The following is a 25,441-nucleotide window of genomic DNA, read 5'->3' on the forward strand; positions in this document are numbered from 1 at the left end:
CGGCCGCGGTTTCGAGCAGTCGCGCGTCCGAGCGTCAGAGCGCGAGCGCCCGCACCGCGTCCCAGACGAAGACGGCGCCGAAGCCGCCGAGGACGACGGCGCTGACGGCGGCGACGGCGGGCGCGAAGGAGTCGACGCGCTGTTCGGCCGCGACGAGCGCCGCGGGGAAGCCGGTCACCCAGAGCGCGATGCCGCCGAAGAAGCCGAGGATGAGCGCCGGACTGCCCGTCTCGACGATGAGCAGGTTCGACAGCGACGCGCCCAGATACGGCGTGTGGGCGAGCACGTCCACGGTGCCGGTCTCCAAGAGGCCGACGCCGATGGTGAGCCAGAACAGAATCTGATACGGGTTCGTCAGCGCGAGCACGAACGCCTTCGTGAAGCCCGCGCTGTCGTCGTCGGTGTCGGCGGCTTCGCGGAACGTGGTTCCAATCTCCCGTGCCGCGCCGTAGGCGAAGTAGAGCATGAGGACGCCGCCGGCGCCGACCATGACGGCCCGCACGGTCGGGAACTGCTCGACGAACGCGACGAGGCCGAGCGCCGCGAGGACGAAAAACAGCGCGTCGGCGCTCATCGCACCGAGACCAGCGCGAGCGCCCGCGGTCCACCCGCGGACGACGCTCTCCTCGGCGATGACGGCGTTCATCGGGCCGGGCGGCGCGGCGAGCGCCAGGCCGAACACCAGCCCGGCACCCAGAGACGGGAGGAGCGTAGACATGGTTCTCTCTTGGGCGCGATTCCGTGAAAAGTGGCGCGGAAGCGACGGCGTTGGGGGTTGGAACCGGTCACGGCGCGACCGGATGCGACCTCAGATCAGCGCGAGGACGGCGTCGCTGGCGGTGCCGACGAGCGTCTCCCAGACGGAGAAGCCGGTGGCGATGGCGAGCAGGGTGTCGGCGGCGAAGAAGCCGAACAGGGCGGCCGCGCCGAGGTACGCCTTGCGCGTGTCGAACCGGTGGGAAAACCGGTGAAAGAAGTACGCGTTGGCGATGCTCACCGGGATGATGGCGAGCATCTCGCCCGCCCAGATGGCCGAGGTCGCGCCGTACTGCACGGCCAGCCCGATGGTGACGAGTTGGGTCTTGTCGCCGAACTCGCCGGCGGCCATCATGGCGAAGATGGGCAGGAAGCCGCCGAAGCCCTGTGTCGATAGCTCGCGGCCGAACACCGTCGGCGCGTCGTCGAACGCGGAGACGCCGCCGTCGGTGGTCGCGGTCTCGCCTCCCGCGGACGCGTCGGGCGCGGAGCGGTAGAGCAACACCGCGAAGGTGGCGAACAGGACGGCGGTGATGGCGTCGAGCGCGACCGGCGGGAGCGCGCTCTTGAGCGCCTGCCCGAGCATGATTTCGAGCGCCGTCCAGATGGCGAAAGCCGAGCCCGCGGCCGCGACGACGACCTTCGGGTCGAACCGGGTCGAGAGGCCCGCGATGATGAACTGGACCTTCTCGCCCGGCAGGACCGCAAGTTGGGAGACGAGGGCGATGACGAGAATCTCCCACCAGCCGGTCACGCAGGCGACACCTCCTCGCTACTCGGCTCGTCGGGCGGTCGGACGCGGATCGTTCGGGCCACCGACTCCGGGAGGCTCTGCTCGCGCCCGCCGTCACCGACGCGGACCGTCACCATCCCGAACGGGGCGATGTCGGTCACCTCGATGGTCGTGCCGGGCGTGACGCCCGCCTCGGAGAGGTACTCCAACTCCGCGGGGTCGCGGTCGCTGACGCGGGCGACGACGAGCAGGTCGCCGACCTCGCAGTCCGACAGCACCGACAGCCCCGAGGAGTCCGGCGGCGTGAGGTCGGCGCTCGGGATGGGGTCGCCGTGGGGGTCGACCTCCGGCTCGCCGAGGGCGGCGGCGACCCGCTTTTCGAACTCCTCGCTGATGTGGTGTTCGAGCGCGTCGGCCTCGTCGTGGACCTCGCTCCACGAGTAGTCGAGGTGTTCCGTGAGGTACGCTTCGAGGAGGCGGTGGTGTCGAAGCACTTCGAGCGCGACGGTCTCGCCCTCCGTGGTCAGTTCGACGCCCTTGTACTTCTCGCGGTCGACCAGCCCGCGGTCTTCGAGCTTGCCGACCATGCTCGTCACGGTCGGCGGCGTCTTCCCGAGGTACTCGGCGATGTCGGAGGTCGAAACCGGTGGTCCCTGCTCCATCTGGAGCGTGTAGATTGCCTTCAGATAGTCCTCCATCACGTCGCTCAACATACCACGGATTAGACGCGTCTAAAGTAAAAGTCTGATGGAGGTAACGGGAGGGTTCGAGCGGGGAACCAGCCGGTCGTGCGGCCTCTCAGACGCCCTGACCCATCAGGTGACTGCGGAGGATGTCGGCGTTCTTCGTCCCGGACTCGGTGTTGACGACGACGACCGTGTCGTCCTCGTCGAACTCGTCCGCGAGTTCCCACGCGCCGGCGAGCGCGACGCCGCCCGCGGGACCGACTTCGACGCCGGCGGTCTGGGCGGCGGTGACGGCGGATTCGAGCGCGTCGTCGTCGCTGACGGCGACGGCCGCGCCGCCGGACTCGCGGACGGCGCGGAGCGCGAGCGACCCGCCCGCGGGGTCCGGAATCTCCAGTTCGCCGACGATGGTGTCCGGGTGGTTCCACGCCTCGTGGGTGTCGCTTTCGGCCTCCCACGCGGTGGCGACGGGGGAGCAACCGACCGACTGCGCGGCGACGAGCTTGGGAATCGACTCGACCAGTCCGAGGTCGACGAGGTCGGAAAAGCCCTTGTAGACCCCGTAGGCGAGTTCGCCGGTCGAGACGGGGACGACGACCCAGTCGGGGACCGACCAGTCGAGGCGCTCTGCGACCTCGTAGGCGATGGTCTTCGCGCCGTCGTGGCGGTAGGGGTTGTCGAACTCCTGGAGCGTGTACCAGTCGCTTTTGAGCTGTTCGTGGAGCGCCGAGAGCGCGTCGGGGTAGCGCCCGCCGACGACCTTCATCTGGCCGCCGTGGACGTTCACCATGGCCTTGTTCGGGAACGGCGTCCGCGAGGGGACGAAGCCGTAGGAGCGCGCGTCCACGAGGCCCGCGTAGGAGGCCGCCGACTGCGCGCCGTTGCCGGGCGAGGCGTGCGCGACGACCTCGGCGTCGGCCTCGCGCGCGGCGGTGACGGCGAGCGAGAAGCCGCGGTCGAGGAACGTCCCGGTCGGGTTGCGACCCTCGTCTTTGATGAGAAGCGACCCGACGCCCGCCTCCTCGCCGAGCGCGTCGGCCGCGACGAGCGGCGTCGCGCCCTCGTTGGCCGTCACCGGCTCGGCGAAGGGGAGCAGTTCGCGGTAGCGCCACATCGTGTCGAAGGGGCGCTCGGCGAGCGTCTCGGCGTCCCACTCGACCGCGTCGAGGTCGTAGGCGGGGTCGAGCGGCGCGGCGGCGTCGCTCGCGCCGGTCGCGTCCGCGTCGTACTCGTCGCCGGTCTCGGTACACACCAGCCCGGAGAAGCTGTCGGACGTCTGCATGGCCGGGGCTTACGGGGGGAGGGACTAAGCCCTTCCCGTCGGTCGATGGCCGCCACCCGTAGCGGCTTTGTGTCGCCCGTCCGAGAGACGGGGTATGGACGATAGCCACATCGCGGTCGTCGGCGCGGGCCTCGCGGGCCTCGTCGCCGCGCGACACCTCGCCGCCGACGGGGCCGACGTGACCGTCGTGGAGCGGCGCGACGGCGTCGGCGGGCGGGTCCGCACCCGGACGAAAGACGGCTTCACACTCGACCGCGGGTTTCAGGCCCTCTTCACCGACTACCCCGCAGTCCGGCGGGAACTCGACCTCGACGCGCTGGACCTCCGGCGGTTCACGCCCGGCGCGACCATCTGCCGACCGAGCCGACGCGCGGTGCTGTCGGACCCCCTCCGCGACATCGGCGGCCTGTTCGAGTCCGTCCGCAACCCCGAGGTGACGACGAGCGACAAGCTCCGGACGCTGGCGCTCAGACAGGACGTGAGCACCCGCGACGAGGCGGACATCTTCGCCTCGGCGGACCGGAGCATCCGGTCGTACCTCCGCGACTGGGGCTTCTCGGAGGACTACATCGAGCACTTCGTCGCGCCCTTCTACGGCGGCATCACGCTCGACCGCTCGCTCTCGTCGTCGAAGCGGGTGTTCGAGTACACGTTCAAGATGCTCTCGACGGGGAGCACCGCGGTCCCCGCGTCGGGCATGCAGGCGGTCCCCGAGCAACTCGCCGACGCCGCCCGCGACGAGGGCGCGACCCTCCGCCTCGGCGAGCGCGTCGAGTCGGTCCAGTCCGACGGCGACGGCGCGGTCGTCACCACGGGCGACGAGTCGCTCGAAGCCGACGCGGTCGTCGTCGCCACCGACCCCAAGGAGGCGCGCCGGCTGACCGGCGTCGGGTCGATTCCGACCGAGGCCCACGGCTGTGTCACCCAGTACTACACGCTCCCGAGCGGGAGCGACCTCGACGCGGGCAAGCGAATCATGCTCAACGCGCCGAGTCCCGACCCCAACACGGTCGTCCCGCTTTCGACCGTCGCGCCGGAGTACGCCCCGCCGGGCGCGGAGCTCCTGAACGCGACGTTCCTCGGCGCGGCCGCGCAGGACGACTCCGAGGAGGAACTGTTCGAGAAGACCCGCCGGACGCTCGAAGCGTGGTACCCGGAACGCTACTTCGACGACCTCGAACTGCTCCACACCGACTACATCTCCTTCGCGCAGTTCGCCCAGCCGCCGGGCGTCCACGAGTCCCTGCCTGACGCCCGCGACGCCCCCGGCCGGGCGTACCTCGCCGGCGACTACACCGCGTGGTCGTCGATTCAGGGCGCGATGCGAAGCGGGAAAGAGGCCGCCGACGCCGTCCGCGACGACCTGTCGTAGTCGCGCGCTTCGCCGACGGTTGTCGACTCGCCGCCCGCCTCGACTCCTCAGAGCAACCGTCGAAGCTTCCCCAGCGGCGGGAACGTGAGGGTCTCGTCCGCCTCCGCATCGCGCACCAGCGGCCGGAAGACGCCCGCGTCGGTGACGAGCGGCGAGTCGAAGTCGGCCGTCCGCATCCCGTTGATTTCGACGCCCGCGGCGAGGCGGGTGAACGCCGGGAGCATCAGCACGTCGCCGCCACGGAAGGCGTCGGGGCCGTAGAGGACGCAGGGCCGCCGCCGGCCCTCAACGGAGAGCGTCGGGTGGTCGTGGCCGACGACGTAGCGGTCGGCGTCGCCGTCCGGCTCGCGGTGGCCGTGGCAGACGAGCGTCCCGTCGGCGAGTCGGTACTCGTCGTGCACCTCGTCGGGCCAGACCTCGGCGAGCACCGTGTCGTGGTTGCCGGCGACGAACACCGGGTCGGCACCGGCGTCGGAGCAGGTCTCCGCGAGGGTTTCGAGGGCCGCGACGTGGCGCTCCGAGACGCGGTCGAACCGGTGGAGCACGTCGCCGGCGAAGACGACCTCGTGGGGGGCGAACTCGGCGCAGGAGGCTCGCAGGCGCGCCGCGAGGTCGGTCCCCTCGCCGAGCGGGAACTCGACCGCCGACGCGTCGGCTCGGCCGACGTGCAGGTCCGCGATGACGAGCGCGTCGGCGTCGGGGAGGAAGACGGCGCGCTCGCGGACGGAGACGCGTGTCACGACCGAATCGAGGGGCGACGAAGACAAATCTCCACCGGCGACGCGCGCCGGGGCGAACGCCCGCGAGAGGCCGGCGAAGCGGGGGCGAAGCCGGCGTCGGAGCAGGGGCCTTTTTAATCGGTGCGTCCCACGTTCGGCACATGAGCGGCGCACTGGAGGACAAGCGCACCGCGACCCGCTTTCGCATCCTCGCCGAGATAGCCGACCGACAGCCGGCGGTGAGTCAGGGCGAAATCGCCGAGGCGGTCGGGGTGACGAGTCAGGCGGTCTCCGAGTACATCCGCGACCTCGTCGAAGACGGGCTCGTCGAAAAGCAGGGCCGGTCGCGCTACCGCGTGACGAAAGAGGGCGTCGACTGGCTGTTTCAGGAGGCGCGCGCTCTCCAGCGGTTCGCCGAACACGTCACCGACGACGTGCTGGAGAGCGTCAACGAGGACGCCGCAATCGTCACCGACGACGTCGAGGCCGGCGACACGGTGACGCTCTCGCTCCGAGACGGCCTGCTCCACGCCACGCCCGGCGACGACGGGCCGGCCATCGGCGTCGCCACCACCGACGCCGAGGCGGGCGACGCGGCCAGCGTCACCGGCTTCGAGGGCGTCATCGAGATGGAACCCGGGTCGGTGCGCGTCCTGCAGGTACCGCCCGCGCGGGTCGGCGAGGCCGAGGCGGTCGATTCGGACGCGCTCGCGGCGGCGTGCGACGAGGCCGACATCGTCGTCGCCGCGGGCGTCGAGGCCGTCGTCGCCTGCCGCCACGCGGGCGTCGACGTGCGGACGTGGTTCGCGCCGGGCGAGGTCGCCGCCGACGCCGCGGCCCGCGGCCTCGACGCCGCGGTCGTCGCCAGCACGGACGCCGCCGGGCGCGTGACCGACGCGCTCCGCGACGCGGGCGTGCTGTTCGAAGTGACGGAGCCGTAGCTCCGCGCCGGTTTCATTTTTCAGGTCGAACTCGCCGCTCAGCCCTCGGCGTGTTCCCGCGCCATCGTGTACGCCTCCCGTAGCTCGTGGAACCGCTCTCGGTCGCCGCCGTGGTCGGGATGCACGTCCTTCACTCGCGCTCGATAGGCGTCCTGAACGGCCTCCGTGGACGCGTTCGCGGGGAGGTCGAGCCGGTCGAACGCGGCCGACACGGGGTCGTCGAGGTCGGCCAGTCCGGGCTCGACGTCCGGCACGTCGAACGGGAGCCGGCGACCGAGTTGGCCGCCGGGCATCTCGTGTTCGCAGAGGACGGCGTAGACGCCGGCGCGCTCGAGGCGGAAGAACGCCTGCGCGTCGAACGTGATGGCGACGCCGCGGTCGGGGAGGAAAAACGCCACCGTCTCGCCGCGGACCGGGCGGTCCTCGACGAACCGCTCCCCGATGGATGTGAGGTAGTCGCGGATTTCGACGCGGCGGCGGCCCGTCCCGTCGACGCGGGGGCCGCGGGAGACCCGCCGCTCCGGGAACACACGGCCGCCGACGACGAAGACGCCGGCGACGATGACGGAGGCGACCGCGCCCGCCACGAGACCGACGAGGAGCCACGGCGGGAGCAGAAAGACCCACTCCGGAAGCACGCTAGAAGTCACGGGACGAGCGATTATGAACCCCTCGCTGTCCGTAACGGTTTGCCGCCGGCGAACCAAGTGACGGTATGCGACCGATTCGCTTCGAGGAGGCCGACAGCGCGGAGCGCACCCAAATCGGCGAGGGACTGACGCGGCCGGCCGTCGCCGCAGGACGGCTGGAGACGGGCCGCGCGGAGGGGAAGTACTTCCTCCGCCACGACGACGGCTGTGCGGTCTGCGGGAGGCCGGTCGAAGCCGGGTCGCCGTTCTACCTCGACCCCGACGCCGGCGAAATCCTGTGCGAGGAACACGGCCGGGAGCGCAGAGAGTCCTGAGAGCGGCCGTCTCCCCGCCGAGGTCGCAATTTCATACTCGGCTTCGAGTGAGTTTTCATTCATACTTGTTTCGTTCGCAAACTTCTTTATCGGGGTACGGGACCATACGAACATCACATGGCTGTAGTCTGGCTGGACGACGTACGGGCCGACGACCTCGACCTGGTCGGCGGGAAAGGCGCGTCGCTGGGTGAACTCACGGGTGCGGGGCTCCCCGTGCCGCCGGGATTCGTCGTCACGGCGAGCACGTATCGCGCGTTCATCGAGGACGCGGGCATCGACGACGAGCTGTTCGCCGCGGTCGAGGTCGACCACGAGGACTCCGCGGCGCTGAAGGCGGCCCACGAGGCGGCGCACGACCTCATCATGGAGACGCCGATGCCGGACGACGTGCGGGAGGAAATCCTCGACGCCTACCGGAGCGTCGGCGAGGGCGACGCCTTCGTCGCGGTCCGGTCGTCCGCGACGGCCGAGGACCTGCCCGACGCCTCCTTCGCGGGCCAACAGGAGACGTTCCTCAACGTCACCGAGGAGGACCTCCTCGACCGCGTCAAGGAGTGTTGGGCATCGCTGTTCTCGGAGCGCGCCATCTACTACCGCAACCGCAAGGGGTTCCCCCACGACAAGGTCGACATCGCGGTGGTCGTCCAGCAGATGGTCGACGCCGAGAAGTCCGGCGTGATGTTCACCCGCCACCCCTCGACCGGCAAAAAGGAGATTATCATCGAGGCGGCGTGGGGTCTCGGCGAGGCCGTCGTCTCCGGCACCGTCTCGCCCGACAACTACGTCGTCAGCCGCGAGACCGGCGAGGTCGAAACGGCGACCATCGCGGACAAGAAGACGATGTGCGTCCGCGACGAGGAAAGCGGCGAGACCGTCATGCGCGACGTGCCGAACGACCGCCGCCACGAGCGCGTGCTCACCGACGACGAGGTGTCCCGCCTGCTCGAACTCGGCGAACTGGTCGAAGACCACTACGAGACGCCGCAGGACGTGGAGTGGGCCGTCTACGAGGGCGAAGTGTACATGCTCCAGTCGCGCCCGATTACGACCATCGCCGAGGGCGACGGCGAGGAAGGCGAAAGCGACAGCGGCGGGAGCTCGCGGGCGACCGCGACCGGCGACGACGTGCTCATCCGCGGTCTCGGCGCGAGCCCCGGCATCGCCTCCGGCCGCGCCCGCATCGTCACCAAGCTCGACCACCTCGACCAGGTCGCCGAGGGCGACATCATCGTCACCGAGATGACCATGCCGGACATGGTGCCCGCGATGAAGCGCGCCGCCGGCATCGTCACCGACGAGGGCGGGATGACCTCCCACGCGGCCATCGTCTCCCGCGAACTCGGCGTGCCCGCGGTCGTCGGCACCGGCGACGGGACGAAGACGCTCGAAGACGGCGAGATCATCACCATCGACGGCGACAAGGGCACCATCCGCGAGGGCGAGGAACCCGAGGAGAAACAGCGCCAGCCCGTCGAGGAGGCCCGCCCCAAGACGCCCGTCAAGCCGATGACCGCGACCGAGGTCAAGGTCAACGTCTCCATCCCCGAGGCGGGCGAGCGCGCCGCCGCCACGGGCGCAGACGGCGTCGGCCTGCTCCGCATCGAGCACATGGTCCTGACGCTCGGCAAGACCCCAGAGCGGTTCATCGAGCAGAACGGCGAGCGCGCCTACGTGGACGAAATCGTCTCGGGCGTCCGCGAGGTCGCAGAGGAGTTCTACCCGCGGCCGGTGCGCGTCCGCACCCTCGACGCGCCGACAGACGAGTTCCGACAGCTGGAGGGCGGCGAGAACGAGCCGCGCGAGCACAACCCGATGCTCGGCTACCGCGGCATCCGCCGCGGGCTCGACAACCCGAGCGTCTTCCGGCTCGAACTGCAGGCGTTCCGCCGCCTGTTCGACATGGGCTACGACAACCTCGAAGTCATGTTCCCGCTCGTCAACGACGCGGAGGACGTGCTTCGGGCGAAAGAGCACATGCGCGAGGCCGGCATCGACCCCGAAAAGCGCGAGTGGGGCGTCATGATAGAGACGCCCGCGGCGGCGCTCTGCATCGAGGAACTCGCCGACGCCGGCATCGACTTCGCCTCGTTCGGCACGAACGACCTGACGCAGTACACCCTCGCGGTGGACCGCAACAACGAGCACGTCGCCGACATCTACGACGAACTGCACCCGGCGGTGCTCAAGCTCATCGGCGACACCATCGAGACGTGCCGCGAGGTCGGCGTGAAGACGAGCATCTGCGGGCAGGCCGGCTCGAAGCCCAAGATGGTCCAGTTCCTCGTCGACAAGGGCGTCAGCTCCATCTCGGCCAACATCGACGCCGTCCGCGACGTGCAACACGAGGTCAAGCGCGTCGAACAGCGGCTCCTCCTCGACTCGGTCCGCTGAGGCCAGCCGACGTCGAATCACACGACACACCGATTTTCACGGGTTCGGCCTCGTGTAGCCGCGTTGCCACCTGTCTTTTTCTCTGCGGCTCACGTATCTTCACGGTGAGAGGCCCTGAAAGACATGTCCACCGCTGTCGATTCCCCCTCCACCAATCAACCGAACGTAACCGACCGCCTTCGCGCCGTCGTCGTCGCCGTCGTCATCGTCGCCGCCGCCATCGTCCTCGGCGTCGTTCTCACGTTCGCGTTGTTCATCCCACTGCTCGCGGTGAACGTCGCCATCGATCCGGCGGGGTCGACGTTCCTCATCCTCGCGCTGATACCGTCACAACTCGCCTTCGCGGCCGTCGGTATCCTCGTCGCAATCGGTGTCCTCGACGGTGTCCCGGTTCGTCTACCGACGCGAACAGACCTCAGGTGGGTGGCTCTCGGCCTCGTCGGGAGTTTCGCCGCCGTCGCACTGCTCGTCCTCGCATCGACCGTCGTCGACCTCACCCCGGTCCAGTCGGTAGTCGGTGAGGCCGCCGTCGTCGACCCAGAGGTTCTCGTCGCACTCGCGCTTCTCTCTATCTTCGTCATCGCACCCGCCGAAGAGCTGCTGTTCCGCGGTGCCGTTCAGGGCCGCTTGCGCAAGACGTTCGGCCCACTCGGAGCGGTCGTTCTCGCCAGCGCCATCTTCGCGTCGCTCCACGCGTTCAACTTCGTCGGCGGCGGCGTCGTCGTTCTCGTCCCACTTACGGCGTTGTTTCTCGTCGGGTCGGTGTTCGGCTACATCTACGAGCGAACGGAGAACCTCGCAGTTCCCATCGCCGTCCACGGACTGTACAACGCGACACTATTCCTCTCGTCGTTCGTTCTTGGGTGAGAAACCAGCAGACCACGGCGGTATTCACGCTTGAGATACGCTGTCGTACTGGAGCGGAACCGATATACTGGGTGTGGTTATAGTGGGATGCATGCAGCGCGCGGCACCGCAGGAGTTCGACCGCGTCCTCTCTTCGATGTGCACCCGACCGCATCCGGCCGCCCGGAAGGCCGCAGAGCGGTTCTTCGCAACCAACCCCGGCGACCCGGCGACCTATCAGGCCGTCGCCGCACTCGAAGAAGACGCACTCTCGTACCTCGGCGAGATTACCGGCCTCTCGGCCCCCCACGGCTACGTGACGAGCGGCGGGACCGAGGCCAACATCCAGGCCATCCGGGCCGCGCGAAACCACGCCCGCGACGGCGACCCGAACGTCGTCGCCCCCGAGAGCATCCACTTCAGCTTCCAGAAGGCCGCCGACGTGCTCGACGTGGAGCTCCGAATCGTCCCCGTCGACGACGGCTACCGCGCGAACGTCGCGGCGGTCCGCGAGGCCGTCGACGACCACACCGTCCTCGTCGCCGGCGTCGCCGGCACGACCGAGTTCGGCCGCGTCGACCCGATTCCCGAGCTGACCGCGGTCGCCCACGACGCCGGCGCGCTGATGCACGTCGACGCCGCGTGGGGCGGGTTCATCCTCCCCTTTACCGACCACGAGTGGTCGTTCGCCCACGCGCCGGTCGACTCGATGACCATCGACCCCCACAAGTACGGGCAGGCGGTCGTCCCCGCCGGCGGCCTGCTGTTCCGCGACAAGTCGGTCGTCGACTCGCTGGCGGTCGACACGCCGTACCTCGAATCCGCGTCGCAGGCGAGCCTCACCGGAACGCGAAGCGGCGCGGGCGTCGCCTCCGCGGCCGCCGCGATGCGCGAACTCTGGCCCGACGGCTACCGCGACGTCTACGAGCGCCAGCAGGCGAACGCCGACTGGCTCTACGACGAACTCCGCGCCCGCGGCTACGACGCCGTCGAGCCCGAACTCCCGCTGGTCGCCGCGAGCGTCCCCGACGGGCAGTTCGAGTCGCTCCGCGACCTCGGCTGGCGCATCTCGCGGACCGCGAGCGGCGAACTCCGCATCGTCTGTATGCCGCACGTCTCCCGCGAGTCGCTCCGGGCGTTCCTCTCGGACCTCGACGACCTCCGGTCGGGGCCGGCGCGAAACTGAGCCGGCCCGAACCTGAAAGCTTACAATCGACCGGCTTCGACCCTCTCGTGTGTCTCTCACCGCGTTCGCATCGCTCGCAGACCTGACCGTCAGTCTGTACCCCGACTTCTCGTGGCTCTCGTCGCTCGTCGAGACGGCCACCGGCTGGGTCGGGCTGGTCATCATCTTCGCCTACTCGTTTCTCATCGCCTTCGCCCTCCCCGGCGTGAGCGAAATCGTTCTCGCCGCCCCGCTCGACCTCGGGCTTCCCTACGGCGCGAAACTCGCGGTCATCATCCTCGTCAGCGGCGCGGGCAAGGCCGCCGGGAGCGTCTTCGCGTTCCACATCGGCCGCCAGACGACGGAGTCGGGCTACGTCGAGCGGGCGCTCGAACGGCTCCCGGTCGACGTGATGGGCTGGACCGAACGCAAGGCCGTCGAAATCGCGCAGAACTGGGGCTTCGCCGGCCTCGCGGCCGCGCTCTGCGTGCCGGGCTTTCCCGACACGCTGTCGATTTACGCGTTTTCGGTCCTCGAAGACGACTACCTCAGGTTCGCCGCCGCGACGTTCGTCGGCTCCTGCGGCCGGCTCGTCGTGACGGTCATCGGCATCGAGGCCGCGCTGGCGTTCCTCTGAGCGCCCCGAGCGTCGCCCGAGCGCCCGACAATTTATACGCGCGCTCGGCTTCAGTACCGGTGTGACCGCGACGGGACTCCCCGACAACATGCGTATGCGCGCTTTCTTTTAGCCGCGGGTGGACCCGTCTTCGGCCGTCGCCTCGGTAACGTGAGACGGCGGTCGGACCCGGCGAACCTCGGGGCGATACCGCACCGCCAGACAGACGCGTCCGAAGCGGCGGGCTTTAGGCCCGCTTCCGAGATACACGACACAGATGAGTCACGAGGACTTCCCCACGGAGAACCCAGCGGTGGTGACGTGTGGACTGCCGTACGCGAACGGCGACCTCCACATCGGCCACCTCAGAACGTACGTCGGCGGCGACATCTACAGTCGCTCGCTGCGAACACTCGGCCAAAAGACGGCCTTCGTCAGCGGGTCGGACATGCACGGCACGCCCGTCGCCGTCAACGCCGAGAAGGAGGGCGTCACGCCCGAGGAGTTCGCGCTCCGCCACCACGAGAAGTACGAGGCGACGTTCCCCCGCTTCAACATCGAGTTCGACAACTACGGCCACACCCACGACGAGACGAACACCGAACTGACCCAGGAAATCGTCCGCACGCTCGAGGACGAGGGCTACGTCTACGAAAAGGAGATTCCGGTCGCCTACGACCCCGAGGCGGACCAGTGGCTCCCCGACCGCTTCGTCGAGGGCGCCTGTCCGTACTGCGGCGCGCACGCCCGCGGCGACGAGTGTGACGAGGGCTGTGGCCGCCACCTCGAACCCGGCGAAATCGAAGAGCCGACCTCGACGCTCACCGGCAATCCCGCGGAGTACCGCGAGCGCGAGCACAAGTTCTTCGCCGTCTCCGACCTCCAAGACTACCTTCAGGAGTTCATCGACCGCCTCGAAGGCACCTCGAACGCCCAGAACCAGCCCCGCGAGTGGATCGAAGGCGAACTGCAGGACTGGTGTATCACCCGCGACATGGACTGGGGCATCGACTACCCCGGCGAGGAGGGCGACGACCTCGTGCTGTACGTCTGGGTCGACGCGCCCATCGAGTACGTCTCCTCCACCAAGCAGTACACGGAGCGCGTCGGCGCCGACACGTTCGACTGGGAGGTGGCGTGGAAGGACGCGGGCGACATCGTTCACATCATCGGCCGCGACATCATCCAGCACCACACCGTGTTCTGGCCGGCGATGCTCCGCGGCGCGGGCTACGTCGAGCCGCGCGCGGTCATGGCCTCCGGCTTCATCACGCTCAACGGCAAGGGCTTTTCCACCTCGCGCAACCGCGCCGTCTGGGCCGACGAGTACCTCGACGAGGGCTTCCACCCCGACCTGCTTCGGTACTACCTCGCCACCAACGGCGGCTTCCAGCAGGACGTGGACTTCTCGTGGTCGAAGTTCAAAGACCGCGTGAACAGCGAACTCGTCGGCACGGTCGGCAACTTCCTCTACCGGTCGATGCTCTTCGCGTACCGCAACTTCGAGGGGACGCCCGAGGCCGACGTGTCGGAAGAAGTCGAAGCCCGCATCGAGGAGGCCATCGACGAGTTCGAAGCCGGCATCAACGACTACTCGGTCCGGCAGGCCGGCAACGCCGCCGTCCGCCTCGCGCAGTTCGGCAACGAGTACATCCAGCGCAACGAGCCGTGGAAGCTCACCGACGAGGACCCCGAGGCCGCGGCGCGGGTCATCCGCGACTGCGTCCAGATTGCGAAGGCCATCGCCGTGCTGTTCTTCCCCGTCGCGCCGGGCAAGATGCAGGCGCTCTGGGAACAGCTCGGCGAGGACGGCTCGGTGACCGACACCCGCGTCGACGCCGCCTTCGAGGCCCCGTCGGCGACCTTCGGCGAGCCCGAGGCGCTGTTCGAGAAAATCGAAGCCGAGCGCGTCGAGGAGCTCAACGAGAAGCTCGAAGCGCGCGTGGCCGAGACGGAATCCGAAAGCGACGAGTCCGACGAGGACGCGGAGGAGGATATGGACGCTGACACCGACGCCGACATCGACTTCGAACCCATCGCCGACGACCGCATCAGCTTCGAGGAGTTCCAGGACCTCGACATCCGCGTGGGCGAAATCGTCGCCGCCGAGGGCATCGACGGCGCGGACAAACTCGCCAAGCTCACCGTCGACATCGGCGTCGAAGAGCGCCAAATCGTCGCCGGCATCAAACAGCTCCACGACCTCGACGCGCTTTCCGGGACGAAGGTCATCATCGTCGCCAACCTCGAGAAGGCCGAGCTGTTCGGCGTCGAGTCCAACGGGATGCTGTTGGCCGCGGGCGACGAGGCCGACATCCTGACGACCCACGGCGACGCCGTCCCCGGCACGAAAGTCCAGTAAACGGCCGCCTCCGACCGATACGCGACCGCCTCCGAACCGACACGCGACCGCCTCCGAACCGACACGCGACCACCCACAACCCGATTTTTTCGACGCGCTGTTTTTCTCGACGCCGTCCCCGTGTCAGAGACGGACCACAGCGCCTAACTGCGCCGACCCCCGAGCGTCGCCCATGCGAATCGGAAGACGGGAAGCGGTCGGAATCGTCGTCGCGCTCGCGGTGTTCGCGGGCGTCGTCGCCGCGGTCACCGGCGGCGGCGCGGGCACCCTGACCGTCGAACGCGTGGACGAACTCCCGCAGGGACAGGGTGCGGTCGCCTTCGGCAACCTCGACCCCGACCAGCGCGAGACGTTCGCGGAGGCGGTCTCGACCGACGAGCCGGTGGCGATACCGAACGAGGCGGCGCGAAACGAGTTCGTCGACCCCGGCTACGTCCGGTACGACGGCGGTATCTACCGGACGACCGTCTCCTCCTGAGCAGGCGTTCGGCGCTCGAATCCCACGCCGAGACCGGAGCCGATTTGAACGATGACGCTGGAGCGCCGGCTATGCGAATCAGCGTGTTGCTCGCCGCGGCGCTCGTCCTCTCGACGGGCTGTCTCGGCGGCGGAAGCGGGACGGCGAGGCTGAGCGTCACCAGAGTCGACGACCTCCCGCAGGGCGAGGGAGCCGTCTCGTATCAGAACCTCGCGCCTGACCAACAGTCGGCGTTCCGGCAGGCGCTCGGGGGCGAGACCGTGACGCTCCGGAAGGGAACGGACAGAAACGAGTTCCGCGACCCCGGCTACGTCAGATACGACGGAGAAATTTACCAAACGACCATTATAGTTGCGTGAGGTCGACCGAGCGGTCAGTTCGGTGGGCGAACTATAGAGAGTACGTATGCGAACCCGTTACTCGGCACCGAGTTCATCATCGGGCTTTTTTATCAGTCACTCGTAGGCGGTGCCATGAGAAACGCAAAAATCGTCTGCACCCTCGGTCCCGCGTCCTTCGACCGGGAGACGATTCGCGGGCTCGCCGACGCCGGCATGAGCGTCGCCCGGATGAACGCGAGCCACGGCAACGTCGAACACCGGTCCGACGTCATCGACAGCATCCGCGCCGTCGACGACGCGACCGACGAACCGCTCGCGGCCATGCTCGACCTGCAGGGCCCCGAAGTGCGAACCGCCGAAATCGACGAGGACATCTACCTCGAAACCGGGAGCGAGGTCCGCTTCTACGAGGGCGACGACGCCACCCCCGAGGCCGTCGGGCTGTCGTACTCCATCACCGCCGCGGAGTCCGGCGACACCATCCTCCTCGACGACGGCCGCATCGAGGCCACCGTCGATTCCGTCGAAGACGATGCGGTCCACGCGACCATCGTCTCCGGCGGGAAGCTCAGTTCGCGCAAGGGCGTGAACGTCCCCGGCGTCGACCTCGACATCGACCTCATCACCGACTCCGACTACGAGAACCTGAAGCTCGCCGCGGAGAAGGAAGTCGACTACGTCGCCGCCTCGTTCATCCGCGACGCGGAGGACGTCTACACCATCAGCGACACCCTCGAGAACCTCGGCGCGGAGATTCCCATCATCGCCAAAATCGAGCGCGCCGGCGCGGTCGAGAACCTCGACGAAATCATCCAGGCGGCCCACGGCGTGATGGTCGCCCGCGGCGACCTCGGCGTCGAGTGCCCCCTCGAAGAGGTGCCAATCATCCAGAAGCGCACCATCCGCAAAGCGCAGGCCGCGGGCGTGCCGGTCATCACCGCGACCGAGATGCTCGACTCGATGGTCCGCTCGCGCCGCCCGACCCGCGCGGAGGCGTCCGACGTGGCCAACGCCGTCCTCGACGGCACCGACGCCGTGATGCTCTCCGGCGAGACCGCCGTCGGCGACCACCCCATCCGCGTCGTCGATACGATGTCCCGCATCGTCAAGGAAGTCGAGGCCAGCCCCGAGTACGACGAGAGCCAAGAACAGCGCGTCCCGACCGCCGACGAGGGCTCCCGCACGGAGGCGCTGGCCCGCTCGGCGCGCTACCTCGCCCGCGACGTGAACGCCGCGGCCGTCGTCGCCGTCTCCGAGTCCGGCTACACCGCCCGGAAGACCGCGAAGTTCCGCCCCGGCGTCCCCGTCGTCGCCGTCACGCCGAACGACCGGACGCGCCGCCAGCTCGCCGTCTCGTGGGGCGTCTCGGCGCAGTACGCCGACTACAGCCCGAGCGTCGAGGGCGTCATGGACGACGCCGTCACCGCCGCGCTCGACGCCGGCGTCGCCGAGTCCGGCGACACCATCGTCGTCCTCTCCGGCATGATGACGGAGCTCGAAGGGACGAACACGACAAACATGCTCAAGGTCCACGTCGCCGCCGAGCCCGTCGCCACGGGCCGGAAAATCGTCAGCGGCCGCGTCGCCGGCCCCCTCTACCGCACCGAGGACGGCGACCTCACGGACGTTCCCGAGGGCGCGATTCTCGCGCTGTCGGCCGAGTTCGACGGCGAGTTCGACGGCGACGCCGACAAGCTCGCCGGCATCGTCGACGCCCGCGCGGGCATGACCGGCTACCCGGCGCTCGTCGCGCGCGAGCTCGACATCCCGATGGTGTCGGGCGCGCCGCTTCCGAAGACCATCGCGCAGGGCGCGACTGTCACGCTCCACGCCGAGCGCGGCATCGTCTACGAGGGCGACGTCATCAACCACGACCGCGACAGCCGGTAGGAGTGCGGTAGCCCTTTCCCGCCGCGACGCCTACCCACGAATCGATGTCCCGCGCACCCTCTCCCGAGGATGACGACGACCGCGACGCTGACGGCGACGGCGAGTGGCGCTTCGGCGTCGACGACGTCGGTCCCGACGGCATCATCGACGACGAACCCGAGGTCGAACAGCTTCCCATCGAGCCCGAGTCGCCGCGGGCCGAGAACGTCGCGTTCGTCCTCATCGGCGTCCTTCTCGCGGTCGGCCTCATCGTCGTCACCGTGTTTCCGGGCGCGTTCTGAGCGACCCGCCGGACGCCGACCGCGACTCGTCGCAACCGCTGAGTTCGGCCGCCGCCCCGTCTCCGACTTTCCGTTTTGATAATCGGGACTGTTGATTTATGTGACCCCGAGGGAAACCACCGCCAACCACCCGACCGGGACGGGCGAAGCGAGCGACACGGCGCACCCTCCGCGTCGGTCGCCGCGTCGATTCTCCCCGCGGCGCCCCGGGCTCCGACGCCGACGGGGGCCGCGCCGGGACGGACGCGGGCGCGGCCGCCGCGACGGCCTCCCTCCCGGTCGTCGCGCGGCCGCCGAAACCGGCCGCCACCGGGACGAACACCGAGACGACAAGATGACACACGACCGACGACGCGGACACGACCGACGACCCGCCCCGCCCGAGACGGAGGGACGCGAACAGTGACGAGACTCGTCGAACTCGACCCGGCGAAGTTCGTCCGGTTCCTCGCGGACCTCTGGACCCAGTGGAACTGGCAGACGAACGTCCAGCCCCGCGGCGAGGGGAGATACCTCGTACAGGGCCAGCGCGGCGACGGCACGAAGGGACTCATGCTCGTGCTCCCGACCGTCGGGATGACCGTCGAAACCGAGCACATCAAGGGCTTCGTCGCGCACGCGAAAAAGCGCGGCGTCGACGCCGTCGTCGTCGCCACCCAAGGCGAGTTCGCCGACGCGGTCCGCGGGTTCGCCACGAGCCACGACGTGACGCTGTTCGACCGCGACGAACTCGGCGAGACCGTCGCCGACGAGGGCCTCGAACAGACCGTCAAGCAGTACACCGACGGCGAGGTGTTCGAGACGGCGGAAGTCGAGTTCGGCCTGCCGTTCGACCTACCCGAACCGGTGGAAGAAGCGCTCGCGTCGCTCCCGATAGCCGCCGCGCGCGAACGGCTCGCCGGACTCGTCGGTGACCGCGGCGGCGACGGCGGTGGCGACAGCGACAGCGGAGGCGGAGACGGAAGCGGAGGCGGAAGTAGCGGTGACGGTGACGGCGGAAGCGGCGGCTGGAAATCCGTTGGGAACACCCTCCGCGACGGACTCCCGTCGTCGGTCGGCGACCTGAAATCGGGGTCGCCGCCGAGCGTCCGCGTCGTCGTCGTCGCCGTGCTGTTGCTCGTGCTCGCGCTCGGCTTCGTCGCCGTGCTCGGCCCGATGGTCGACGGACTCGGCGGACCGACCGGCGACGGCGGCGGAGGCGAAGGCGGCGTCGCCGTCTCCGCGCTCTCCAGTGCGAGCGTCGACTCGGCCGACGTGGTCGCCCGGTGGAACGCCCGGGCGACAGACACGCTTCAGGTGGGCAACCGAACGTACGCCGCGCCGGAGGGAGAGCGGTTCGTCGTCATCGGGCTCAACGCCACGGCCGCGGGCGACGCGCCGGGGTCGCTCCCGGAGTCGGCGCTCGCGTTCGAGACCGACGGCGTCAGCTACGGCTACCAACCGCTGTCGAACGCGACCGGCTTCCGCAACGGCGGGCTGTTCGCCCCCGACGAGCGGGCGCACGTCTGGACCGTCTTCTCCGTGCCGACGAACGCGACCACCGGGACCGTCTTCGTCCGGCCGACGAACGAAGACACCGTGGCGTTCGTCCACGACCGGTCGGTCTCGACCGACCCGAACGGCGAGGACTGAGCGGGGAACGGCCGCCCCCGCCGAACCCGCACCGCGTTCGACCCTCAATCCTTAATCGGGCGACGGCCCTAGACCCGGTATGGCATACCCGCCGCTCCCGTTACAGACCGGTCTCGTCAGTCCCGAGACGCTCCCGCTTTTGCTCGTGCTCGCGGGGCTCGGCCTGTCGCTCGCGGAGGCCATCGCCCCCGGCGCGCACTTCGTCGTCCTCGGCGTCGCCCTCCTCGCGGCGGGGCTGGTCGGCCTCTTTATCGCGCCGCTCGCAGGCCCGATAGCACTCGGCCTGCTCGTGTTGGTCTTCGGCGCGCTCGCGCTCTACGGCTACCGAGAACTCGATATCTACGGCGGGAAAGGAGAAGGAAAGACGAGCGACTCGGACGCGCTGACGGGCAAGATGGGGCGCGTCACGGAGCGCGTCACGCCGACCAGCGGCGAGGTCAAACTCGACGAGGGGGGGTTCAACCCGTTACTACGCCGCCCGGTCGGTCCACGGCGAGTTGGAAGTCGGAAGCGAGGTCATCGTCGTCGACCCCGGCGGCGGCAACGTCGTGACCGTCGAGGGCGTCGGCCCCGGCGAGGACGAAATCGACCGCGAACTCGCCCGCGAGCGGGCGCGACGACGGCGCGAGGAGTCCGCGGAGCGAGACGAAGAACTCGAACGAGAGGGTACGGAAGGCGTCTGACCGCCGGCCGCGACGCCGCGGTCGGCCCGAACCGCGTCGACCCGAACCGCCGTTGGCCGCCCCGTCACCCCCGAAACCGTCCGACGTGACGGCCGGACCACACGAATACTTATCATTCTGCCAACCCAAGGCGGGCTTATGGACCTACTTGCCCTCCAGGCGGGGCTGGGTATCGGAGGCGTCGTCGCCGGCCTCCTCGTGCTCGTCCTCGCCATCGTGACGGTGTATCAGATGGTCGAAATCGTGGACGCCTACGAGAAGAAGGCGCTCACGGTGTTCGGGGAGTTCCGACGGCTCCTCGAACCGGGTATCAACTTCATCCCGCCGTTCGTCTCTCGGACCTACGCGTTCGATATGCGTACCCAGACGCTCGACGTGCCCCGGCAGGAAGCGATTACGCGCGACAACTCGCCGGTCACGGCCGACGCCGTCGTCTACATCAAGGTGATGGACGCCAAGAAGGCGTTCCTCGAAGTCGACGACTACAAGCGCGCCGTCTCCAACCTCGCCCAGACGACCCTCCGGGCCGTCCTCGGCGACATGGAACTCGACGACACGCTCAACAAGCGCCAGGAGATCAACGCGCGCATCCGCAAGGAACTCGACGAACCGACCGACGAGTGGGGCGTCCGCGTGGAGTCCGTCGAGGTCCGCGAGGTCAACCCCAGCGCCGACGTCCAGCAGGCGATGGAACAGCAGACCTCCGCCGAGCGCCGCCGCCGCGCCATGATTCTCGAAGCGCAGGGTGAGCGCCGCTCCGCCGTCGAACAGGCCGAGGGTGAAAAGCAGTCGAACATCATCCGCGCGCAGGGCGAAAAGCAGAGCCAGATTCTCGAAGCGCAGGGTGACGCCATCTCGACGGTGCTCCGCGCGAAGTCCGCCGAGTCGATGGGCGAACGCGCCATCATCGACAAGGGGATGGAGACGCTCGAACGCATCGGACAGGGCGAGTCCACGACGTTCGTCCTCCCGCAGGAGCTCACCTCGCTCGTGGGTCGCTACGGCAAACAGCTCACCGGCTCCGACGTACAGGACACGGAAGGCCTCTCCAGCAAGCAGTTCGACGAGGAGACCCGCGAGCTCATCGGCCTCGACGACATCGAGGAGATTCTCGGGCAGATAGACCAGGCCGCCGAGATGGACGTCGAACAGCTCGAACAGGAGGCGGAGGCCATCAAGGCCGGCGCGGAGGTCAACGACATCAAGTCGCCCGACGAGGTCATCGCCGAGGCCGACGAGAGCGAGACCCCCATCAAGTCGTCCGACGAGGTCGTCGCGGAAAGCGAGGGCGCGGACGGCGCGGCCGACGAGTCGGCGGACGCGAACTCCGCGGGCAACGGCCAACCGGCCACAGACGCCGGCGACGACGGCGACGGCGACGACGAAAGCGAGATGTCCTTCGAGAAGGACCTCGAATAGTCGCATCGACCGACCGTCCCGGATTCGGACGGGTGTGAATGCCGAAGCCCTTTTCTCCGCGCCGTCTCGTATGTGGGAGTAGATGTCGAATCGCCGGGTAGACGAAGACAAGCGCGCGACCCTCCGTCGATTCGCCGCGCTCGGGGCCGCCACGCCGCTCGTGGGCCTCGGGGGCGGCGACGACGGCGACGACGACTCGTCGGGGTCGAGCGACGCCCGAGACGCCATCGTCGGCTACGTCGCGTCGACGCCCGGCGCGCACTTCTCGAAGGTCCGCGACGACCTCCAGTTGGGAACCGGCGAGACGCAGTACCACCTCCGGAACCTCGTCGACGACGACACCCTCGAAGTCCGCCGCGACGGCGACTACAAGCGGTTTTTCCCCGCGGGCCGGTTCTCGGAGTTCGAGCAGGTCGCCCTCGGCTACCTCCGGCGGGACACGCCGCGCGGGATGCTCGTCCACCTGCTTCGGGACCCCGACGCGACGGGGAGCGAACTCGCCGACAGACTGGGCGTCTCCCGGGCGACGGTGAGCACCTACGCGAAGGAACTCGACGCCGTGGGCCTCCTCTCGCGGGAGGACGGCTACGCGGTCCGCAACCCCGAGACGGTCATCACGCTCCTGATTCGCCACGCCGACTCCTTCAGCTCCGACGCCGCGGCGTTCGCCGACGACGCGGCCGAACTCATCCGGTTCGACCCCTGACCCCCTGACCGGGGCGAGAGTCGGGGAGTCGGTGCCGGTATTCTCCGTCGGTTCGGAACACTCAGCGGCGGCGCTGGGACGCGAGAAAACCCGAAAAACGGGGGGAACGACGTGGGGTGGGAGACGACGGCGTTCCGGGAGGGTGGCGCGAGAGAGGACGCGCCGGGGTGCACGCCGAGGTCGGCGCGCGGCGGGGCCGGAGTGAAGCGTCAGCGGGGGCTCAGACGGTCACCTTCCACGTCGTGCCGGAGGAGTAGCCCCACTTCTCGACGGTCACGTCGAAGTCGCCGTCGAGGATGGGGCGCATGTTCGCGCCGACCTCCTTCGCCGAGAGGTCGAGGTCGTCGGCGATGAGGCGGGACTTGAAGTACGTCTTCGCGCCGGCGTTCGAGCGGAGGTAGTCGAGGATGCGGCGCTGTTTCTCCGAGAGGCTGGGTCTGGTGTCGAGGGCCTCGCCCTCGACCGCGGCGGCGGAGGCGGTCGTGCTCATACCTACACAGAGAGACGAGACGCCTATCAGGGGTTTGGTACGGGAGCTTAACACGGTGCTGTCTTGCGATTTTCGCCGAAAACGAGCCGTCGGAACGGCTCCACTGCGCCGTCGCAGGTACAGTCGCCTAACAGCCGCGCGACGCGGACACATCAACGGGGAGACAGTCGGGGGCGACCGGCACGCCGTCGAACGCCCGAGCGTTCCGAACTGTCCGTCTAACCGGAGCGTAACGACTCCAAGACAGAAAATTCATACGCGGATAGCGGCCATACGACGACAATGGGTCGCCCGACAGAACGACGCCCGGCCGCCGCGACCGCGGCCGGCGTCGAAGTGAGCGTCGTCCTCCCCGCCTACAACGAGGCGCGGACCATCGAGAACACGGTCCGCGTCACCGTCGAGACGCTCGAATCGTTCCTCCCCGCCGACGCCTTCGAGGTCATCGTGGCCGAAGACGGCTGTGACGACGAGACGCCGGAGATAGCCGACCGGCTGGCCGCCGAGGACGACCGGATTCGTCACTACCACAGCGACGACCGGCTCGGCCGCGGCGGCGCGCTCGAACGCGCCTTCGAGGCCGCCGACGGCGACACGCTCGTCTACTTCGACACGGACCTCGCCACGGATATGCGCCACCTCGAAGAGCTGGTCGAGCGCGTCCGCTCCGGCGAGTACGACGCCGCCACCGGGTCGCGCTGGATGCCCGACCGCGTCGCCGACCGCCCGCCGAAACGCGGCGTGCCGAGCCGCGCCTACAACGGCCTCGTCCGCCTGTTCCTCCGCTCTGACCTCCGGGACCACCAGTGCGGCTTCAAGGCGTTCAGCCGCGAGACGTTCGAGGCGCTCCGCGACGACGTGGAAGACGACCACTGGTTCTGGGACACGGAGATGCTCGTCCGCGCCCAGCGCGCGGGCTTCCGCGTCGCCGAGTTCCCCGTCGACTGGGAGCCGAAAGGCGACACGAAAGTCGACCTCGTCCGCGACATCCTCGGGATGGGGAGCCAGATTCTCCGGACGTGGTGGCAACTCACCGTCCGGCCGCGCATCACCCGCCGGGTGACAATCGCCGCCGGCCTGCTCCTGACCGTCTTCGCGCTCGCGCTGATGACGCTGTACATCGACCCCTCGGAGGTCATTTCGGTGCTCGGCGACGCCGACCCCGCGCTCGTCGCCGCCGCCGCAGTAATCTACGTCGTCTCGTGGCCGCTCCGGGGGATTCGCTACCGCGACATCCTCGGCGAGCTCGGCTACCGCGAGAAGGCCGGCTTCCTCACGGGGGCGATATTCATCAGTCAGACCGGGAACCTCGTGTTCCCCGCCCGCGCGGGCGACGCCGTCCGCGCCTACGTCGTGAAAGCGCGGCGGAACATCCCGTACCCCTCGGGCTTCGCGTCGCTCGCGGTCGAGCGCGTCTTCGACCTGCTCACCATCGCGGGGCTCGCGGGCGTCGTCCTCGTCGGCCTCGCGGCGACCGGCGGCCTCGACGACATCGCCACGGTGCTGGCGACCGGCGTGAGCGGCGGGTCGGTCAACGTGTCCGCCGACGACGTGCGCACCGTCGCCTACGTCGCCACCGGCGTCGGCGTCGTCGCCATCCTCGGCGTCCTCGGCATCGCGCTGTCGGCCCGCGCGGACCGGAACGTCGTCCGGGCGTTCGTCGGCCGGTTCTCGTCGGACTCCTACGTCGACCTCGTCGCGGGCGTCATCGAGCAGTTCGTCTCCGACCTGCAGGCGGTCGCCGGCAACCGCGCCGCCTTCACCCGCGTCGGCCTGACGAGCCTCGCCATCTGGACCGTCGACGTGGTGACCGCGGTCGTCGTCCTGCTCGCGCTCGGCGTCGATATCGACCCCGTCGTCCTCGTCGGCGTCTCGTTTTTCGCCGTGAGCGTCGGCAACCTCGCGAAGGTGCTTCCGCTGTCGCCCGGCGGCGTCGGCCTCTACGAAATCGCCTTCACGGTGTTCATGGCCGCGCTCGCGCCGGTCACGCCCGCCGCCGCGCTCGCCGCGGCGGTCCTCGACCACGCCGTCAAAAACGCCGTCACCGTCGTGGGCGGCGTCGCCTCGATGCTGTCGCTCAACGTCTCGCTGACGACCGCGGTCGAAGAGAGCGCGGACGTGCGCGACCGCGAGCGCGAACTCGCCGAATCGGAGTGAAGGAAGTCAGTACAGCTCGCACCGGAACGGCGCGAACGCGCCCGTCACGGCGGCTTCGAGCGCGTCAGTGCGCGTGAGTCGGCCGCCGGTGAACACGCCCGCCGCGCCCTCGTTTTTCGCGATGTCGTCGGTGCCGAGCACGTCGTCCATCACCGGTCCGAGCTCCTCGCCCGCGTCGATTCGGTCCGCGATGCGGGCGGGAAGCGGGAGGCTCGGCCCCGCCGCGCGGCCGACCCGTTCGCCGTCGGTCACGGCCGCCCACATCACGAGGTACAGGTCGGTCTCGTCCGTGCCGTCGCCCGCCGAGAAGGTCGCGACGCCGCCCTCGATGCCGACGCCGAAGTCGTAGTCGCCGGCGTCGAGCGCCCGCTCCGCGCGGGTGACCGCGCCCGCGATGGTCTCGTCGTGGCCCGTCGGCTGTTCGGAGACGCCGGAGTCGACGGCGACCGCCGCCACGGAGGCGTCGGGGCAGGTTCGTTCGACCGCGCGCCGCTTCACCGGGTTGCCGCTTCCGACCGCGATGTCCAT

24 protein-coding genes and 1 pseudogene are annotated in these 25,441 nt (G+C 69.2%); 17 read left to right on the top strand and 8 right to left on the bottom strand.

Features of this window, described 5'->3' with window-relative positions:
- Positions 1 to 34: 34 nt before the first annotated feature.
- From C441_RS10790 to C441_RS10805, 4 genes are all read right to left on the bottom strand, one after another.
- The gene (locus C441_RS10790) at positions 35 to 682 is read right to left on the bottom strand and encodes a LysE family translocator (protein WP_007275109.1); all 648 of its coding nucleotides are present in this window, start codon (positions 680 to 682) and stop codon (positions 35 to 37) included.
- A 126-nt stretch (positions 683 to 808) separates the two neighbouring features.
- The gene (locus C441_RS10795; RefSeq protein WP_007275110.1) at positions 809 to 1,510 is read right to left on the bottom strand and encodes a TMEM165/GDT1 family protein; all 702 of its coding nucleotides are present in this window, start codon (positions 1,508 to 1,510) and stop codon (positions 809 to 811) included.
- Positions 1,507 to 2,202, bottom strand: a complete 696-nt coding sequence (locus tag C441_RS10800; RefSeq protein WP_049918235.1) for a metal-dependent transcriptional regulator — start codon at positions 2,200 to 2,202, stop codon at positions 1,507 to 1,509. Before C441_RS10800 ends, C441_RS10795 begins: the two co-directional genes overlap by 4 nt.
- An 85-nt stretch (positions 2,203 to 2,287) precedes the next feature.
- Entirely contained in the window at positions 2,288 to 3,457 is a 1,170-nt protein-coding gene (locus C441_RS10805) for a threonine synthase (RefSeq protein WP_007275111.1), read from the bottom strand.
- A 94-nt stretch (positions 3,458 to 3,551) separates the two neighbouring features.
- Here C441_RS10805 and C441_RS10810 point away from each other — a divergent pair, with 94 nt between their 5' ends.
- A complete protein-coding gene (locus C441_RS10810) occupies positions 3,552 to 4,829 on the top strand; it encodes an NAD(P)/FAD-dependent oxidoreductase (protein ID WP_007275112.1) in 1,278 nt (425 codons plus the stop codon).
- Positions 4,830 to 4,876: 47 nt separating this feature from the next.
- On the opposite strand, the gene C441_RS10815 is transcribed toward C441_RS10810, so the two are convergent.
- The gene (locus C441_RS10815; RefSeq protein WP_007275113.1) at positions 4,877 to 5,569 is read right to left on the bottom strand and encodes a metallophosphoesterase; all 693 of its coding nucleotides are present in this window, start codon (positions 5,567 to 5,569) and stop codon (positions 4,877 to 4,879) included.
- Positions 5,570 to 5,709: 140 nt separating this feature from the next.
- On the opposite strand from C441_RS10815, the gene C441_RS10820 reads away from it, so the two are divergent.
- Positions 5,710 to 6,489: a DUF7839 domain-containing protein gene (locus tag C441_RS10820; RefSeq protein ID WP_007275114.1), complete on the top strand. Its 780-nt coding sequence runs from the start codon at positions 5,710 to 5,712 to the stop codon at positions 6,487 to 6,489.
- Between the two features lie 38 nt (positions 6,490 to 6,527).
- Here the strand turns inward: C441_RS10820 and C441_RS10825 are convergent, their stop codons facing one another.
- Positions 6,528 to 7,127 carry a J domain-containing protein gene (locus tag C441_RS10825; RefSeq protein WP_007275115.1) on the bottom strand — a complete coding sequence of 200 codons (600 nt, stop codon included), beginning with the start codon at positions 7,125 to 7,127 and terminating at the stop codon, positions 6,528 to 6,530.
- A gap of 77 nt (positions 7,128 to 7,204) precedes the next feature.
- Between C441_RS10825 and C441_RS10830 the strand changes: the two genes are divergently transcribed.
- The 14 genes and pseudogenes from C441_RS10830 (at position 7,205) to C441_RS10895 (ending at position 22,266) form a co-directional block, all read left to right on the top strand.
- Entirely contained in the window at positions 7,205 to 7,453 is a 249-nt protein-coding gene (locus C441_RS10830) for a hypothetical protein (protein WP_007275116.1), read from the top strand.
- A 117-nt stretch (positions 7,454 to 7,570) separates the two neighbouring features.
- Positions 7,571 to 9,847 carry a phosphoenolpyruvate synthase gene (gene ppsA, locus C441_RS10835; RefSeq protein WP_007275117.1) on the top strand — a complete coding sequence of 759 codons (2,277 nt, stop codon included), beginning with the start codon at positions 7,571 to 7,573 and terminating at the stop codon, positions 9,845 to 9,847.
- 123 nt (positions 9,848 to 9,970) lie between these two features.
- Entirely contained in the window at positions 9,971 to 10,714 is a 744-nt protein-coding gene (locus tag C441_RS10840; protein ID WP_007275118.1) for a CPBP family intramembrane glutamic endopeptidase, read from the top strand.
- A 91-nt stretch (positions 10,715 to 10,805) separates the two neighbouring features.
- Positions 10,806 to 11,879, top strand: a complete 1,074-nt coding sequence (gene mfnA / locus C441_RS10845) for a tyrosine decarboxylase MfnA (RefSeq protein ID WP_007275119.1) — start codon at positions 10,806 to 10,808, stop codon at positions 11,877 to 11,879.
- 49 nt (positions 11,880 to 11,928) lie between these two features.
- Positions 11,929 to 12,495: a YqaA family protein gene (locus C441_RS10850; RefSeq protein WP_004971206.1), complete on the top strand. Its 567-nt coding sequence runs from the start codon at positions 11,929 to 11,931 to the stop codon at positions 12,493 to 12,495.
- 256 nt (positions 12,496 to 12,751) lie between these two features.
- The gene (gene metG / locus C441_RS10855) at positions 12,752 to 14,836 is read left to right on the top strand and encodes a methionine--tRNA ligase (protein WP_007275120.1); all 2,085 of its coding nucleotides are present in this window, start codon (positions 12,752 to 12,754) and stop codon (positions 14,834 to 14,836) included.
- A 172-nt stretch (positions 14,837 to 15,008) separates the two neighbouring features.
- On the top strand, positions 15,009 to 15,314 hold the full coding sequence (locus tag C441_RS10860; RefSeq protein WP_007275121.1) for a hypothetical protein: 306 nt from the start codon (positions 15,009 to 15,011) through the stop codon (positions 15,312 to 15,314).
- A gap of 71 nt (positions 15,315 to 15,385) precedes the next feature.
- The gene (locus C441_RS10865) at positions 15,386 to 15,673 is read left to right on the top strand and encodes a hypothetical protein (protein ID WP_007275122.1); all 288 of its coding nucleotides are present in this window, start codon (positions 15,386 to 15,388) and stop codon (positions 15,671 to 15,673) included.
- Positions 15,674 to 15,787: 114 nt separating this feature from the next.
- Positions 15,788 to 17,545, top strand: a complete 1,758-nt coding sequence (pyk, locus tag C441_RS10870) for a pyruvate kinase (protein ID WP_007275123.1) — start codon at positions 15,788 to 15,790, stop codon at positions 17,543 to 17,545.
- Between the two features lie 44 nt (positions 17,546 to 17,589).
- Positions 17,590 to 17,826 carry a DUF7312 domain-containing protein gene (locus C441_RS10875; RefSeq protein ID WP_007275124.1) on the top strand — a complete coding sequence of 79 codons (237 nt, stop codon included), beginning with the start codon at positions 17,590 to 17,592 and terminating at the stop codon, positions 17,824 to 17,826.
- A gap of 402 nt (positions 17,827 to 18,228) precedes the next feature.
- Positions 18,229 to 19,458: a restriction endonuclease gene (locus C441_RS10880; protein ID WP_007275125.1), complete on the top strand. Its 1,230-nt coding sequence runs from the start codon at positions 18,229 to 18,231 to the stop codon at positions 19,456 to 19,458.
- Between the two features lie 79 nt (positions 19,459 to 19,537).
- A pseudogene (locus tag C441_RS10885) lies at positions 19,538 to 20,141 on the top strand (NfeD family protein).
- 138 nt (positions 20,142 to 20,279) lie between these two features.
- Complete coding sequence (locus C441_RS10890; protein ID WP_007275127.1) at positions 20,280 to 21,560, top strand: SPFH domain-containing protein; 1,281 nt, start codon at positions 20,280 to 20,282, stop codon at positions 21,558 to 21,560.
- An 82-nt stretch (positions 21,561 to 21,642) separates the two neighbouring features.
- Entirely contained in the window at positions 21,643 to 22,266 is a 624-nt protein-coding gene (locus C441_RS10895) for a winged helix-turn-helix transcriptional regulator (protein ID WP_004971215.1), read from the top strand.
- 220 nt (positions 22,267 to 22,486) lie between these two features.
- Here the strand turns inward: C441_RS10895 and C441_RS10900 are convergent, their stop codons facing one another.
- Complete coding sequence (locus C441_RS10900; RefSeq protein ID WP_004971216.1) at positions 22,487 to 22,756, bottom strand: DUF7123 family protein; 270 nt, start codon at positions 22,754 to 22,756, stop codon at positions 22,487 to 22,489.
- A gap of 282 nt (positions 22,757 to 23,038) precedes the next feature.
- Between C441_RS10900 and aglD the strand changes: the two genes are divergently transcribed.
- Positions 23,039 to 24,913: a flippase domain-containing glycosyltransferase AglD gene (gene aglD, locus C441_RS10905; protein ID WP_007275128.1), complete on the top strand. Its 1,875-nt coding sequence runs from the start codon at positions 23,039 to 23,041 to the stop codon at positions 24,911 to 24,913.
- Positions 24,914 to 24,919: 6 nt separating this feature from the next.
- On the opposite strand, the gene yjjX is transcribed toward aglD, so the two are convergent.
- Complete coding sequence (gene yjjX / locus C441_RS10910; protein WP_007275129.1) at positions 24,920 to 25,441, bottom strand: inosine/xanthosine triphosphatase; 522 nt, start codon at positions 25,439 to 25,441, stop codon at positions 24,920 to 24,922.

The sequence above is a fragment of the Haloferax sulfurifontis ATCC BAA-897 genome (genome assembly GCF_000337835.1).
GTDB classification, from domain to species: Archaea; Halobacteriota; Halobacteria; order Halobacteriales; family Haloferacaceae; genus Haloferax; species Haloferax denitrificans.

Bases quoted from the DNA above. Each gene is read 5' to 3' on its own strand.
- C441_RS10890 (WP_007275127.1), top strand. From the start codon at position 20,280: ATGGACCTACTTGCCCTCCAGGCGGGGCTGGGTATCGGAGGCGTCGTC.
- C441_RS10840 (WP_007275118.1), top strand. From the start codon at position 9,971: ATGTCCACCGCTGTCGATTCCCCCTCCACCAATCAACCGAACGTAACC.
- C441_RS10865 (WP_007275122.1), top strand. From the start codon at position 15,386: ATGCGAATCAGCGTGTTGCTCGCCGCGGCGCTCGTCCTCTCGACGGGC.
- C441_RS10830 (WP_007275116.1), top strand. From the start codon at position 7,205: ATGCGACCGATTCGCTTCGAGGAGGCCGACAGCGCGGAGCGCACCCAA.
- C441_RS10810 (WP_007275112.1), top strand. From the start codon at position 3,552: ATGGACGATAGCCACATCGCGGTCGTCGGCGCGGGCCTCGCGGGCCTC.
- mfnA (WP_007275119.1), top strand. From the start codon at position 10,806: ATGCAGCGCGCGGCACCGCAGGAGTTCGACCGCGTCCTCTCTTCGATG.
- C441_RS10860 (WP_007275121.1), top strand. From the start codon at position 15,009: ATGCGAATCGGAAGACGGGAAGCGGTCGGAATCGTCGTCGCGCTCGCG.
- pyk (WP_007275123.1), top strand. From the start codon at position 15,788: ATGAGAAACGCAAAAATCGTCTGCACCCTCGGTCCCGCGTCCTTCGAC.
- C441_RS10875 (WP_007275124.1), top strand. From the start codon at position 17,590: ATGTCCCGCGCACCCTCTCCCGAGGATGACGACGACCGCGACGCTGAC.
- C441_RS10805 (WP_007275111.1), bottom strand. From the start codon at position 3,457: ATGCAGACGTCCGACAGCTTCTCCGGGCTGGTGTGTACCGAGACCGGC.
- C441_RS10820 (WP_007275114.1), top strand. From the start codon at position 5,710: ATGAGCGGCGCACTGGAGGACAAGCGCACCGCGACCCGCTTTCGCATC.
- C441_RS10800 (WP_049918235.1), bottom strand. From the start codon at position 2,202: ATGTTGAGCGACGTGATGGAGGACTATCTGAAGGCAATCTACACGCTC.
- ppsA (WP_007275117.1), top strand. From the start codon at position 7,571: ATGGCTGTAGTCTGGCTGGACGACGTACGGGCCGACGACCTCGACCTG.
- metG (WP_007275120.1), top strand. From the start codon at position 12,752: ATGAGTCACGAGGACTTCCCCACGGAGAACCCAGCGGTGGTGACGTGT.
- aglD (WP_007275128.1), top strand. From the start codon at position 23,039: ATGGGTCGCCCGACAGAACGACGCCCGGCCGCCGCGACCGCGGCCGGC.
- C441_RS10900 (WP_004971216.1), bottom strand. From the start codon at position 22,756: ATGAGCACGACCGCCTCCGCCGCCGCGGTCGAGGGCGAGGCCCTCGAC.
- yjjX (WP_007275129.1), bottom strand. From the start codon at position 25,441: ATGGACATCGCGGTCGGAAGCGGCAACCCGGTGAAGCGGCGCGCGGTC.
- C441_RS10895 (WP_004971215.1), top strand. From the start codon at position 21,643: ATGTCGAATCGCCGGGTAGACGAAGACAAGCGCGCGACCCTCCGTCGA.